Genomic DNA, 13,593 nt, shown 5'->3' with positions numbered 1-13,593 from the left:
GGGAGGGTCAGCGGCGGCGGGTGCCGAACAGGGAGCGGGTCAGCTCCCGGACGAGGACGGTGCCCGCCGTCTTGGCGAGCGAGCCCACCACGCGGTTGCGTTCGCGGGCGGCTTGCTCCTTCTGGCGTGCCTCCGCCTTCTCGCGGGTCGCGGCCTCCTTCTCGAGCCGGGCCCGCTCCTTGGCGAGCGCCTGCTGGTCGGCGCCGGCCGTGGCTTCGCCCCCGGCAGCGGCCTGCCCGGCCGCCTGCTCCTGGGCCTTCGCCTGGAGCAGCTCGAACGCCGACTCCGCGTCGACCGCAGTGCCGTACTTCGCCTGACCGGGTGACGCCGCCACTACCCGGTCGATCTCGGCGTCGCCCGCCGGGTCCATCGAGGCCTGCGGCGCGCGCACCCGGGTCCACGCCACCGGCGACGGCGCGCCCTTCTCGGTGAGCACCGTGACGACCGCCTCGCCGGTGCCGAGCTCCTGCAGCAGGCGCTCCAGGTCGTACGGCGAGGTCGGGAACGTGCGGGCGGCGGCCCGGAGCGCGGCGGCGTCGTCGGGCGTGAAGGCGCGCAGCGCGTGCTGTACCCGGTTGCCGAGCTGAGCCAGGACGTCGGACGGCACGTCCTTCGGCGACTGCGTCACGAAGAAGACGCCGACCCCCTTGGACCGGATCAGCCGGACGGTCTGGACCACCTGCTGCAGAAAGTCCTTCGAGGCGTCCGCGAACAGCAGGTGCGCCTCGTCGAAGAAGAAGACCAGCTTGGGCTTGTCGGCGTCGCCCACCTCGGGCAACTCCTGGAACAGGTCCGCGAGCAGCCACATCAGGAACGTCGAGAACAGCTGCGGCCGGTCCTGGACGGCGGGCAGCTCCAGCACGCTCAGCACGCCGAGGTCGCCCTTGGTCGCGATGAGGTCCGACGACGAGAACGCCGGCTCACCGAAGAACACGTCGGCGCCCTGCCCCTCCAGGCCCACGATCTCGCGCAGGATGACGCCGGCCGTGGCCGCCGAGACACCGCCGATCCCCTGGAGCTCGGCCTTGCCCTCGTCGGAGGTCAGGTGCGCGATCACCGACTGCAGGTCCTTCAGGTCGAGCAGCGCCAGGCCCTTCTTGTCGGCCCAGTGGAAGATCAGGGTGAGGCAGGACTCCTGCGTCTCGTTGAGGCCGAGCACCTTGGAGAGCAGCAGCGGTCCGAAGTCGGTGATGGTCGTCCGGATCGGTACGCCCTTGCCGATGCCGCCCAGCGAGTAGAACTCGACCGGGTACTGGGTGGGCGTCCAGTCCTGCCCGATGCTCGCCGCCCGCTCCGCGACCTTCGGGTTGTCGGGGCCGGGGAGTGTCAGCCCGGACAGGTCGCCCTTGACGTCCGCCAGGAACACCGGCACCCCGGCCAGCGAGAGCCCCTCGGCCATGCCCTGCAGCGTCTTGGTCTTGCCGGTTCCCGTGGCGCCTGCCACGAGGCCGTGGCGGTTCAGCATGGAGAGCGCAAAACCGACCTGGACCTGCGGGTTCGGGGTGGCCTCACCGCCCGGCTCGCCCTCCAGGAGGGCGCCCAGCGCCAGCGTTGCCTCGGCGGCGTAGCCCGCGGCGACCTCGGCCGCGTAGCCCTCCAGGCCACCAGCGGCGGCGCCCGCCGCAGGTTCGGCCTCCGCAGCCGGTACGGGCGCGGCGGCCTGCTCCGCCTCGGCGAGGGCCTTCTGGGCCGCCGCGGCGGCCGCACGCAGAGCGGCAAGGTCTGGCGTCGATTCATCGGACATGTCTCGTACGTTAGGTCGCCTCCCGGCCCGGCGCGCGGGGAGGCCCCGGGCGGTTTAGCGTTGCGGTTCCTCGCGCGGATAGAGTGACGCGGTCATGCGCACCCGACGTCGTCCTTCCCGCCCGGCACCCCAGGAGGTGCGGGTCGTCACCGACTCCACCGCCTGCCTGCCCGCGGGGCTGCCGGGCGGCCCGGTCGTGGTGCCCTTGCGTGTCCTCGTGGGCGACGAGGCCTACGGCGAGGGCGAGGACATCACGCCCGAACGCCTGGCCGAGCTTGTCGCCGAGGGGGTGCAGGTGACGACCTCCCAGCCGTCGCCGGAGGCATTCGCCGCGGTCTACCGCGGGCTCGGTGACGCCGGTGCGAGGTCCATCGTCTCCGTGCACCTGTCGGGCGCGTTGTCGGGCACGGTCGGCTCGGCGGGCACCGCCGCGGCTCGGTCGCCCCTGCAGGTGCGCGCCGTCGACTCGCGCACGGGCGCGGCGGGCCTCGGTTTCGCGGCGCGTGCGGCGGCGGCGTGCGCCGCCGCGGGGTCGGACGCCGACCACGTCGCCGCCCGAGCCATCGAGGTCGCGGGGACCGCCCAGGCCGTGTTCGTCGTCGACACCCTGGAGCACCTGCGCCGCGGCGGCCGGTTGTCCGGTCCGGCCGCGGCGCTGGGCACGGTCCTGGGAGTCAAGCCGATCCTCCGGCTGTCCGACGGCGCGGTGGAGCTGTCCCAGCGTGTGCGCACCCGCGCCGCCGGTGCCGAGCGGCTGCTGGAGCTGGCCGCGGGCTTCGTCGCGGAGGCGGAGCGGCCCGTGGTCGCCGTGCACCACTTCGGCGCCTACGACCGGGCGCACGCCCTCGCCGGCCGCCTGCATACCCGCACCCGGGCCGACGTCGAGGTCACGCCGCTGAGCGCCGTGCTGGGGGTGCACGTCGGCCCGGGAACGCTCGCCGTCGTCGTCGCGGACCTGGGCAACCACACGCACTGAGCCGCTGCTGCGGCTACCGACTGCTCGGCGATCTACCGATCGGCCAGTACCTCACGCAGCCTGGCCGCGAACTCGACGGGCTTGTCCGCGGGCTGGCCGTACTCCCCGCCGCTGAAGCCGCCGTGGCCGCCGGGGAAGACGACCGCCTCCTGGTCGAGCAGGGCGGCGGTCGCGCGGGCGGCGCGGGCCATCATCGCCTCGCCGGTATCCACGCCGACGGCGATCACCACGCGTGGTGCACCCGACTTGAGCGTCTCGTACTGCGGCACGTACGGCGGCAGTACCAGCATGTTGACACCGAACATGAGGTCGTCGCGGGAGCCGTCGTCCTCGGCCGGCATGCCGAAGGCCGCCGGGTCCGGGTCGGGCTGGTTCGCGTAGTCGGCGGGGAGCTCGCCCTCGATCATGAACAGGGTCAAGAACTTGGCCATCGCGGCGCCGAAACCCTTCGCCTGATAGGTGTCGTGCATGTCGGCCATGGCGGCCACCATTGCCTCCCGGTCCGGCAGCACGGAGGCCAGCGGCGGCTCGTGCGCGACGAGGGTCCTCAGGTCCTCCGGGTGCCTGGCTGCGAGGTCGAGCGCCACGATCGCACCGCCGCTGGAGGCCAGCAGGTCCACCGGACCGCCGCCGACCGCCTCGATGATCCGGTGCACGTCGTCGGCGTGGGTAGCGACGCCGGGCTTGTCTTCGCCCGACCGGGTGCTGCGCTCGACCCCGCGCGGGTCGTAGGTCACCAGGGTCCGGTCGGTGAAGTGGCTCGCCAGCGTGGTGAAGCCCTCCGCACCCATCGGCAGGCCGATCAGCACCAGCGGCGGCTCGTCGGTCGGTGCGGCGGCCTCGCGCACGTCATAGGTGAGGCTGGCGCCCGGCGCGTCGAGGGTGAAGGTCTTCTTGTCGGTCATGGTCGCTCCCGGTTTGTCTCGCGCTTGGGCGGCGGGGGTACCGCTCGATTGTCGCGCATCTGCCAGGTCCGACGACGACGCACCGGAGAACTCATCGGCCGATGCCGCCGAATCTCGTAGACGGGGTGCACAGACCCTCGTGGCGACCCGCCGCGGGAACGAGCCCGACCACAACCGACGATGAACCGGGTCTGTGCACAGGCGGGCTGTCGGGTCCTCCCGAGGCGTACGGTGCGCGCCTAGCGTCCTGACTCATGCAGCCAGAGACCGCACAACAGCGACGGCCAGACCCGTGGCCGTTCAGCCCGGTGACCGTCCGGGACGAGGCCGAGACCCGGTCCGACTCCGACGAGCTGGTCGCCCGCCTGCGTGCCCGGCGGTCGACCTCGGGTGTGGCGGCGGCGTACGCGGCCGCGCACGGGCATCCGACCGACCCACGGGCCGAGCACGGCCCCCGCCGGTGGGCCCTGACCGGCACGACGGCGGTGGTCGCCGTTGTGACCGTCCTCCTGCTCGGCGTCGGCGTGGCGGTGGTCTCGTTGGGCGGCGAAACCCTCCAGACCCTGGGCTCGACAGCCGCGGACGAGGCGCCCAGCGGCGGTTCGCCGAGCCCGTTCGTCGGGAGCGGCCCGGCACCAGTCGCATCGGGCCCCGACGGAGGTTCAGGCCCGGCGTCGGACCCAGTGTCGGGACCGGGATCAAGCGCGGCAGCGGGCGGCGGTCTGCTGGTGCACGTGGTCGGTGCCGTCGCCGAGCCGGGTCTGGTCACCCTGCCTGTCGGCGCCCGCGTCGCGGATGCCCTCCAGGCAGCCGGTGGCGCGACCGCCAAGGCAGACCTGACCGCGGTGAACCTGGCCCGCACGGTGGCCGACGGCGAGCAGCTGTACGTGCCGAAGCCGGGGGAGCCGGTGCCCGGGCCGGTTGGGGCGCAGGGCTTGGGCGGGCAGGGCTCGGGCGGACAGATCGCGGGCGGGCAGGGTGGCCCGGGCGCGGGCGGCACGGTCGATCTCAACACCGCCGACGCGGTCGCGCTGGAGGCGCTGCCCGGCGTCGGGCCGTCGATCGCGCAGGCGATCGTCGAGTGGCGCGAGGCCAACGGGCCGTTCGCGAGCGTGGACGAGCTGCAGGACGTGCCTGGTATCGGCCCGGCCACGCTGGAGGAGATCCGCGGCAGCGCGCGGGTAGGGCCATGACCGACCTGCGGATCGTGCCGGCTGCGCTGGTCGCCTGGGTCGCGGCCTGGCTGCTGACCGGCCCTGGGCCGGCTGGACCGGTCCGGCGACGTGGGTGGCTGCGGCCGTCGTCGTGGTGGCCGGCCTGCCTCTGGTGATCGTGACGGTCCTGGCGCGTGGCGGCCCCCGGCCCGTCGTCGCGCATGCCACCCTCGCGCACATCACCCTTGCCGCGGCCTGCGCGCTTGCGGTGACGGTGTCCGCTCACGTCCAGCTCGCGGGTCGCGCTCCGCTGGCTGCGCTCGCCGAGCAGCGGGTGACGGTGACGCTCACCGGCGTCGTCGCGTCCCAGCCGGAGCCCTTCGCCTTTGCCCCTGGAGCCGAGCAGCACCGCTGGGTGCTGGCCGCTCGCGTGGTGGACGCCCGTGGCGTCGAGTCGACGGCACGGGGGCACGTCCAGGTGCTGTCGAGCACCGCACCCCGCTACGGGGCGACCGTCAGCGTGTCGGGCACGCTCCGGTCCGCAGATCCCGGCGCGGCGGAGGCAGCGCGCCTGACCGCCGACGGCCCAGCGGGAACCGGCGGTCCAGACGGAACCGGCGGTCCAGACGGAACCGGCGGTCCAGACGGAACCGCCGGCCCAGACGGAACCCGCGAGATCCGGGCCCCGCCGTCGGTACTGCTCGGGCTCGACGCCCATCGCACGGCGCTCCTGGAGGTCACAGACCCGCTGTCCGCGCAGGCGCGTGGCCTGGTGCCCGGCGCCGCGATCGGCGACACCTCGCGTCTCCCGGACGACCTGGCCGAGGAGATGCGCAAAACTGGCCTGACCCACATCACGGCAGTCAGCGGCGGTCACTTCGCGGTCGTCGTCGCCGTCCTGACCCTGCTCTGCTCCGCTGCCCGGCTCCCGCGATCGGCCCGGGTGGTCCTCATCGCGCTTGCGTCGCTGACCTTCGTGGCGCTCGTCCGGCCCGAGCCCGCCGTGCTGCGAGCGGCGGTCATGGCCGCGTTCGCTCTGACGGGAGTGGCGATCGGCCGGCCCTCGCAGTCGGTGCCGGCGCTCGCGGCGTCGGTCGTCGGGCTGCTGGTGGTCGATCCGTGGCTGGCCCGGTCGTTCGGGTTTGCCCTGTCCGCGGCGGCGACCGCGGGTCTTGTGCTGCTCGCGGCCCCGCTGGCGGCGCGGCTTGCACCGTGGACGGGGGATGTGGCGGCGTTCGCCCTGGCGGTCCCGATCGCCGCGCAGGCCGCGTGCGCACCCCTGCTGGTCCTGCTCGACCCGTCGGTGTCCACGGTGTCGGTCCTCGCGAACCTGCTGGCCGCGCCGGCGCTGGTCCCGGCCACGGTGCTGGGGCTGGTCGCCACGATCCTCGCGCCATGGCTCCCGCCCGCTGCTGGGCTCGTGGCCTGGGTGGCGAGCGGCGCGACGTGGTGGATCGCCGCCGTCGCCCACTGGTGCGCGGCCCTTCCCGGTGCCACCGTCCCGTGGCTGGGCGGGCCGCCGGGTGCGCTCCTGCTGGTCGCTCTCACGGCGGTGGTCTTGTGGGCGGCGCTGCGGCGAGTCCCGCGGCCTGGCTGGCCCGAGTCGTGGCGCTCGGCGATGCGGTCCGGCCTCCGCGAGGCACTCGCCGCACGGCGGCGGAGGCTCACCCGGGGGCGGCTCCTCGTGCTCCTGGCGGCCGCCTCGGCGGCCGCGCTGGTCGTCGCGGTGGCGGTACCGCGCCTGGTGGCCCGCTCCGGGCTGCCGGGGGAGATGCCGGAGGACTGGCAGGTGGCGGCGTGCGACGTCGGGCAGGGGGACGCCTTGGTGCTACGGACCGGGCCGGCGTCTGCCGTGGTGGTGGACGTGGGCCCGGACGGGCCGGCCGCCAGTAGCTGCCTCGACCGGCTCGGTGTCGCCCGGGTGGACCTGCTTGTGCTCAGCCACTTCCACGCAGACCACGTGGGTGGCCTCGGCCCGGTCCTCGCGGGGCGCGAGGTGACGGCGGCGCTCGTGTCCCCGGTAGCGGAGCCCGCGGTGAACGCCGCGGCGACCGAGGCGGCGCTCGCCGCCGCCGGCGTGCCCGTGCGGACGGCGCAGACCGGCGACCGGGGAACGGCGGGGACCCTGGCCTGGCAGGTGCTGCTGGCGGGCGCGGGCGAGGGGGCGAACGACTCGAGCGTTGTGCTCGCCGCCCGGGTCGCCGGGCTGGACGTGCTGCTGCTGGGCGATCTGGAGGACACGGGCCAGGCCGCGCTGGTCCCGCTGGTCGCCCGCACCGACGTCGTCAAGGTCGCCCACCATGGGTCAGCCGTGCAGTCCCGGGCCCTCGCGGAGCGCCTGCGTCCGCAAGTCGCGCTGATCTCGTCGGGCCGGGGTAACGACTACGGCCACCCCACTCACGAGGCTCTCGACCTGTACGCGGGTGTCGGGGCCACCGTGGTGCGCACCGACGAGTGCGGCACGGTTGCGCTGGTCGTGCGCGGAGAGGAGATGTCCCTGGCCGGTTGCTGACCGCAGCCAGCTGCTGACCGCAGCCAGCTCCTGACCGCAGCCAGCTCCTGACCACGGCCGGTTGCCGATCGCGCAGGTCCGTGCAGGTGGCGCCACACTTCGCGAAACGTTGCGGATCCTGAGGGCGGCCCTAACGTGGGTGATGACAGGGAGTTTTCGTCATCACGTAACCAGGGGGCTTCGTGATCGATCTGAGAGTGACCGCCCGGCGATATCGCCGGATCATCGCGGTGACCGCAGCGGTGGTGGTGCTCGTCCCGGCTGCGGCGTTCAGCGCCGCCGGCAGGGACCAGACCGCGGCCGAGCTGCAGCTCCGGCAGGAGCTGCTGGGGGAGTCGGTCGTCACGGACGTCTCGGAGGCCGACCAGGTCGTGCGGGTCGATGTCGGGCAGGACCCGGTGGCCGCGGGGCAGTGGCTCGACGAGTCGGCAGAGGTGCTCGACGGCTGGACCGTCGTCGTGGGCGGGATGGACACGATGTCGGGTGAGGCGCGCGCCGAGCTGGACGCCGAGGCGGTGGCGGGCGACCCGGTGTCGACCGCCGAGGCCTGCCCGGACGTTCCCGAAGGGCCGCGGTCCGACGACGGCGCCACCACGCCCTACCTGGGCTGCGGCCCGAGCGAGCGCGTCCAGGCGACCGCGCGGACGGTTCAGGGCGGCTCGTCCGGCACCACGCTGGCGAAGGCGGTCGACGAGGTCCTGGCGGCCTACCTCCCTGGCGCCGGCCTACCTCCGACGCAGGTGCAGGTCGCCGAGGGCGAGGCGACAGTCGACGTCGCCGCCGGGTTCGAGCAGGCCCTGTCCGACGCCGGGGTCTACCCGGGCGACGTCTGGCAGGCACTCCTGTTCACGGCCCACAGCAACGGGGCCATCGACTCGGTGAGGTTCACGCTCGACGGGGACTGCCTCGCCTTCGCGTACGCGACCGGCGGGGACATGTGCGCCTCGACCGATCTGCCGATCGACCTCGGGTGAGGGGATGACGATGCGCGCGACGATGCGACGGTTCGTCTCCGTCCTCGCGGTCCTGGTCCTGGGCGCTGCCGGGTTCCTGGCCGTGGCCCCGACCGCGGCCGCCGACGTGACGTACGTGCCGGAAACCTGGAACGGCAAGGTGATCTACCTGTCCGAGGCGTGCCATGACCGCGGCGACACGGTGTGCCACACCAACACCGGCTGCGACGGGTTCAGCGAGAATGCGAACGCCTTCCAGGTCGCGGTGTCCACGGCGACGCAGGACGACCCCGACCAGCTGAACCTGCTGGAACGGGGCTACAAGGTGGTGCGTGGCAACGGCCTGACGAGGAGAAACATCGCGAACTCCAACCGGCTGGGCGCGGACCTGCATCTGCCCATCCACTCCAACGCGATCAGCAAGTCGTGCGAGACGGGGTTCTCGCCGGAGCGGTACGGCACCCACGTGATGTACGTGTCGCCGGCCGGCGAGCGGTGCGCGGAGATCATGACCGAGCGCGTTGGTGCCGGCAGCCCGGGCACCAACGACGCCCGCCATTACCGCTCGGACCTGGGCGAGCTCAACCAGACCAACGCGCCGGCCTGTTACCTCGAGCAGGAGTTCCACGTGTGGGACAAGGGCGTGGCCTGGATGCGGAACCACGGCGCCTGGACCTGGCGGATCGCCCAGAGCGTCGACGTCTACATGGGTTATCCGTGAGACGCGCGCGCCTGCTCGCGCCGGTCGTCGCCGTCGTGCTCCTCCTGGCCGCGTGCACCTCAGCCACGGAGGGCTCGGCGGGCCCGGAAGCGCACGAGACAGGGGCGACGAGCACCCCCGAGGCGAGCCCGACGGCGCCGGACACCCCGGGTGACCCGGCCATCACCGTCCAGGCCACCGGGTCTGCCTGGCTGGTGCACGGCACGGGCTTCGCGGGCCGTAACCAGTACCTGGTCCAGTGCACGGGCGGTACGACGGCAGGCGCGAGCGCCCTCGACGACTGCGACATGTCGACCAGCGAGCAGGTGATCGCGGACGCCCGCGGCGGCTTCTCGGCGACCCGGCAGGTCAGGGCGTTCGTCAACGTCGGCTCGGTGTCCGAGGTGGACTGCACCGGCGACCCCTGCACCCTGGCTGTCGCTGACCTTTCGGACCGGGTGCTCGCGGCGGCGCCGGCCCCGCTGCCCGACGGGGCCGAACCGCCGGAGGCCCCGACGCTCGAGCTGTCCGAGCAGGAGCTCGGCGCTTCCGACGGCCGTGTCACCGTGACGGGGCGCGGCTACGCGCCCGGTATGGCCGTGCGGATCGTGCAGTGCGCCACGACGTCGGGCGGCGGCGTGGACGGGGACAACTGCCTGTACGACGAGGGGAAGCGCGTGGTGGCCGACCGTGCGGGCTCCGTGGCCACGCGGCTGCCCGTCCAGCGAGAGATCCGGCTCGTCGGTGGGGGCGCTGCGGACTGCGCCGAGGCGGGCGCCTGCGTGATCGCGAACGCGTGGACCGACGGCGGACGGATCGCGCTGGCCGACCTGCTCTGGGAGTGACTGTCGGTGTCGCGTGGCAGGCTGTGTCCGTGCCTCCAGCGACCAAGCGCCGTACCGCCACCGTTCCCTCCGGCCGTAGCTGGGACGAGCCCACGGTGGCTCCGATCGTGCTGGTGCGCGGGGCCGAGCCGCTCCTGACCGAGCGGGCGGTGGACGGCGTCGTGGCGCTCGTGCGGGAGCGCGACCCCGAGGTCGAGAAGGTCGAGCTGGAGGGCGCCACGTACGGCGCGGGCCAGCTGCTGGTCGCGGCGAGCCCGTCCCTGTTCGGTGAGGCCAAGGTGGTCGTGGTCCGCTCGACGGAGTCGGGCACCGAGGATCTGATGGCCGACCTCATCGGATACGTCGCCGCACCCGACGAGGAGACGACAGTCGTGGTGGTGCACGGCGGCGGGCAGCGCGGCAAGAAGATGCTCGACACGGTCACGAAGTCGGGCGCGCCGGTCATGGTCTGCGAGCCGGTGACGAAGGACGCGGAGAAGGCGTCATTTGTGATGGGGGAGTTCAAGGCGGCACGCCGCCGGGCCGACGCCGAGGCGGTGCGCGCCCTCGTGGACGCACTCGGCAACGACCTGCGCGAGCTCGCCTCGGCCTGCGCGCAGCTGATCGCCGACACCACCGGCACCATCACGGCCGACACGGTGAACCGGTACTACGGCGGCCGCGTCGAGGCCACGGGCTTCCGGGTCGCCGATGCCGCGGTGGCCGGCGACACCGGCGGCGCCGTCGCGCTCCTGCGGCACGCACTGGACACCGGCCTCGACCCGGTGCCGATCGTCGCTGCGCTGGCGCTGCGGCTCCGCAACCTGGCGAAGGTCGCCGCGATGCGCGGCGGCGGGCCCGGCGCGCGGGACCTGGGCATGGCGCCCTGGCAGATCGACCGTGCCCGCAAGGACCTGCGCAGCTGGACGCCGGAGGGCCTGGCGGCGGCGATCTCCGCCGTCGCGCAGGCCGACGCCGACGTCAAGGGCGAGGCCAGGGACGCGGTGTTCGCGGTGGAGCGCGCGGTCATGACCATCGCGCGCTCCCGCCGCTGACGCGGCGCAGCCCGAGCCCAGGCGCACGAAAGACGCCGTTCACCCGCGAGGGGCGAACGGCGTCTGACGAAGTGGGCTCAGAGAGCCGCGACCGACTTCGCGAGAGCCGACTTGCGGTTCGCGGCCTGGTTCGAGTGGATGACGCCCTTGGCGACAGCCTTGTCGAGCTTGCGCGACGCGGTGGCAAGGGTGACCGTCGCGGTCTCCTTGTCGCCGGCTGCGACGGCCTCGCGCACCTTGCGCACGTGGGTCTTCAGCTCCGACTTGACGGACTTGTTGCGCAGACGAGCCTTCTCGTTCGTCTTGATGCGCTTAATCTGGGACTTGATGTTTGCCACGAGTGGACTTCCTGGTGTGTTCGCCTGTCGGCGAGCGGATAGGTCGTAGAGGGCGGTCGCAGTTCCGGGACTGGGGTGGGGACCCGTGGAGAGGAGCTGCGACTGTGCCCGCCGACCTGGGCGGACACGCGACCTCCAAGGTTACCAGAGCACCGGGTGCCTCGCGGAGCGGCTTGGTGTGACACCGACAACGCCCGCCGTCGGCCCCGAAACGTTCTGATCGGGCACCTTAGAATCCGACCCATGAGTACCAGGACGCTGAGAGGCCGCTTCCAGTGGACCGTGGTGGTCCCGATCCTTGCCCTGGTGCTCCTCGTGGTCACATGGAGCAACCACGACCACCCGGCGATCCTGGCGGCGATCGGAGCGGCACTGGTCGGCGCGGTGGTCGCGGCGGTGCACCACGCGGAGGTGGTGGCGCACAAGGTCGGCGAGCCGTTCGGCTCCCTCATCCTCGCGGTCGCGGTGACCGTGATCGAGGTGGGGTTGATCCTCATGCTGATGAGCAGCGGCGGCGAAGCGTCGAGCACGTACGCCCGCGACACGGTCTTCGCCGCGGTGATGATCACGTTCAACGGGATCGTCGGGCTCGCCCTGCTCGTGGGGGCGAGCAAGCACCACCTGGTGAGCTTCAACGCCTCGGGCACCGGGTCGGCGCTGGCCACCGTGATCGCGCTGGCCGCGGTCACCCTGGTCCTGCCCCGCTTCACCACGTCGGCGGACGACGGCGCCTACACCGCCTTCCAGCTCGGCTTCGCCGCCGTCGCGTCGCTGCTGCTGTACGGGGCATTCGTGTTCACGCAGACGGTGCGGCACCGCGACTTCTTCCTGCCGGTCTCCAGCGACGAGCACGGCCGGGTCACGGGACTCCTCGACGCGGACGGCGACGACCACGCCGACCCGCCGGCCACCAAGGAGGCCTGGTACAGCGTCGCGCTGCTGCTGGTCGCGCTGGTCTCCGTGGTGTTCCTGGCCAAGATGCTCTCCCCGACCATCGAGTACGGGGTGGAGGCGGCCGGCCTGCCCTACGGCGTCGTCGGCGTTGTGATCGCGCTGCTGGTGCTCGCGCCCGAGTCGATCGCCGCGGTTCGCAACGCCGCGCGCGACCGGGTGCAGACCAGCCTCAACCTCGCCTACGGCTCCGCGATGGCGTCGATCGGCCTGACCATCCCCACCGTCGCCATCGCGATGATCTGGATGGGCGGGCCGCTCACGCTCGGCCTCGACCCGACCCAGATGGTGCTGCTGGCCGTCTCGGTGGTGGTGGCGATGCTGAGCATCGCGCCGGGCCGGGCCAACACCCTCCACGGTGTGGTGCACCTGGTGCTGTTCGCGGCGTTCCTCGTGGTCTCGGTCCAGCCCTAGCCAGCAGTTCCAGCCCTAACCAGCAGTTCAGAGCGCGGCAGAGACCTGGTCGAAGACCGCCCGGTCCAGGATCGCGCCCTCGCGGCGCACGGCGTCGGGGTGGATCCGGATCACGCGGTTGAGGCGCACCTCGGAGGGGCGCCCGGAGCTGTCCCAGGCGCCGCTGCCGATGTCCATCCAGCGGCGCCCGGCGCGCGTCTCCTGCTTGGCGTCGCGGTCGTGGTCCTGGCTGGTGAGCTGCAGCGCGAGGAGCCAGGGGCCGTCGTTGCCCACGATCAGCACCGGCCGGTCCTTGCCCTGGCTGTGATCTTCTTCATAGGGCACCCACGACCAGACGACCTCGCCCGGGTCTGGCTCGCCGTCGAGCTCGGGGCGGTAGACCGGCGTGACCTTGCCCTCGTAGTCGCCGGGGTAGCCGTCGGTGTCGGGCACCTCCTGGCCCTGCGACGTGCGCCGGCCCGCGGGCTTCGGACCCGGCTTCGGCCCCGGCGCGGGCCGGTCGCCGCTCGGGCGGTCCTTCTGGTCGAAGGCGGCGCGCGCCACGGCCTCGACGACGTCGCCGAGCAGCTTGATCCACGGGTTCTGAGTCACGCACCGCAGGGTAGCCCGGCGTCGTGCCTCAGGTGAGGTCGAGCGCCCGCTCCATGTACTTCACGACGTCGTTGAAGACGTCCTCCGCCAGGACGTCGCCCTCGCGGCGCACGTCGTCGGGGTCGATGCGCACCACCCGGTTGATGCGCACCTCGGAGTCACGCCCGGACGGGTCCCAGCGGCCCGTGCCGACGTCCATCCAGATGCGGCCGGCACGGGCCTCCTGCAGCGCGTCGCGGTCGTGGTCCTGGCTGGACAGCTGGAGGCCCAGCAGCCACGGCCCGTCCTTGCCGACGAGCAGCACGGGCCGGTCCTTGCCCTGGCTGTGGTCCTCCTCGTAGGGCACCCAGGTCCAGACCACCTCGCCGGGGTCCGGCTCGCCGTCCAGCTCGGGGTGGTAGATCGGGTGGACGTCCCCCTCGTAGTCGCCGGGGTAGCTGTTGTCAGATGCGAAGGTCACGCCCGAAACCGTACCG

Annotated in this window: 14 protein-coding genes; 9 read left to right on the top strand and 5 right to left on the bottom strand. The window is 73.1% G+C overall.

Annotated elements, in window-relative coordinates; translation table 11 throughout:
* Positions 1-7: 7 nt before the first annotated feature.
* Entirely contained in the window at positions 8-1,744 is a 1,737-nt protein-coding gene (locus tag AB1046_RS10375; RefSeq protein ID WP_369374996.1) for a helicase HerA-like domain-containing protein, read from the bottom strand.
* A 94-nt stretch (positions 1,745-1,838) separates the two neighbouring features.
* Here AB1046_RS10375 and AB1046_RS10370 point away from each other — a divergent pair, with 94 nt between their 5' ends.
* The gene (locus AB1046_RS10370; protein WP_369374994.1) at positions 1,839-2,720 is read left to right on the top strand and encodes a DegV family protein; all 882 of its coding nucleotides are present in this window, start codon (positions 1,839-1,841) and stop codon (positions 2,718-2,720) included.
* 32 nt (positions 2,721-2,752) lie between these two features.
* Here the strand turns inward: AB1046_RS10370 and AB1046_RS10365 are convergent, their stop codons facing one another.
* Positions 2,753-3,625 (bottom strand): alpha/beta fold hydrolase, encoded by an 873-nt coding sequence (locus tag AB1046_RS10365; RefSeq protein WP_369374992.1) that lies wholly within the window; start codon positions 3,623-3,625, stop codon positions 2,753-2,755.
* 254 nt (positions 3,626-3,879) lie between these two features.
* Between AB1046_RS10365 and AB1046_RS10360 the strand changes: the two genes are divergently transcribed.
* The 7 genes from AB1046_RS10360 (at position 3,880) to holA (ending at position 10,823) form a co-directional block, all read left to right on the top strand.
* On the top strand, positions 3,880-4,818 hold the full coding sequence (locus AB1046_RS10360) for a helix-hairpin-helix domain-containing protein (RefSeq protein WP_369374990.1): 939 nt from the start codon (positions 3,880-3,882) through the stop codon (positions 4,816-4,818).
* Positions 4,815-4,955, top strand: a complete 141-nt coding sequence (locus tag AB1046_RS10355; protein ID WP_369374988.1) for a hypothetical protein — start codon at positions 4,815-4,817, stop codon at positions 4,953-4,955. Before AB1046_RS10360 ends, AB1046_RS10355 begins: the two co-directional genes overlap by 4 nt.
* On the top strand, positions 4,913-7,291 hold the full coding sequence (locus AB1046_RS10350; protein ID WP_369374986.1) for a ComEC/Rec2 family competence protein: 2,379 nt from the start codon (positions 4,913-4,915) through the stop codon (positions 7,289-7,291). Before AB1046_RS10355 ends, AB1046_RS10350 begins: the two co-directional genes overlap by 43 nt.
* 182 nt (positions 7,292-7,473) lie before the next feature.
* Positions 7,474-8,265, top strand: a complete 792-nt coding sequence (locus AB1046_RS10345) for a hypothetical protein (RefSeq protein WP_369374985.1) — start codon at positions 7,474-7,476, stop codon at positions 8,263-8,265.
* A 10-nt stretch (positions 8,266-8,275) separates the two neighbouring features.
* Positions 8,276-8,965 carry a hypothetical protein gene (locus AB1046_RS10340; protein WP_369374983.1) on the top strand — a complete coding sequence of 230 codons (690 nt, stop codon included), beginning with the start codon at positions 8,276-8,278 and terminating at the stop codon, positions 8,963-8,965.
* A complete protein-coding gene (locus AB1046_RS10335; RefSeq protein WP_369374981.1) occupies positions 8,962-9,789 on the top strand; it encodes a neocarzinostatin apoprotein domain-containing protein in 828 nt (275 codons plus the stop codon). Before AB1046_RS10340 ends, AB1046_RS10335 begins: the two co-directional genes overlap by 4 nt.
* 29 nt (positions 9,790-9,818) lie before the next feature.
* Positions 9,819-10,823, top strand: a complete 1,005-nt coding sequence (gene holA, locus AB1046_RS10330) for a DNA polymerase III subunit delta (protein WP_369374979.1) — start codon at positions 9,819-9,821, stop codon at positions 10,821-10,823.
* Between the two features lie 77 nt (positions 10,824-10,900).
* Here holA and rpsT read toward each other — a convergent pair whose 3' ends face one another.
* A complete protein-coding gene (gene rpsT, locus AB1046_RS10325; protein WP_369374977.1) occupies positions 10,901-11,161 on the bottom strand; it encodes a 30S ribosomal protein S20 in 261 nt (86 codons plus the stop codon).
* Between the two features lie 243 nt (positions 11,162-11,404).
* On the opposite strand from rpsT, the gene AB1046_RS10320 reads away from it, so the two are divergent.
* Positions 11,405-12,526 carry a calcium:proton antiporter gene (locus tag AB1046_RS10320; protein WP_369374975.1) on the top strand — a complete coding sequence of 374 codons (1,122 nt, stop codon included), beginning with the start codon at positions 11,405-11,407 and terminating at the stop codon, positions 12,524-12,526.
* Between the two features lie 27 nt (positions 12,527-12,553).
* Here the strand turns inward: AB1046_RS10320 and AB1046_RS10315 are convergent, their stop codons facing one another.
* On the bottom strand, positions 12,554-13,117 hold the full coding sequence (locus AB1046_RS10315; RefSeq protein ID WP_369374973.1) for a type II toxin-antitoxin system PemK/MazF family toxin: 564 nt from the start codon (positions 13,115-13,117) through the stop codon (positions 12,554-12,556).
* Positions 13,118-13,145: 28 nt separating this feature from the next.
* The gene (locus AB1046_RS10310; protein ID WP_369374971.1) at positions 13,146-13,577 is read right to left on the bottom strand and encodes a type II toxin-antitoxin system PemK/MazF family toxin; all 432 of its coding nucleotides are present in this window, start codon (positions 13,575-13,577) and stop codon (positions 13,146-13,148) included.
* Positions 13,578-13,593 lie beyond the last annotated feature (16 nt).

Source organism: Promicromonospora sp. Populi (genome assembly GCF_041081105.1).
GTDB lineage: Bacteria > Actinomycetota > Actinomycetes > Actinomycetales > Cellulomonadaceae > Promicromonospora.
Note: the sequence above shows the minus strand (reverse complement) of the source record. Positions and strands in the feature narration are given on the sequence as shown.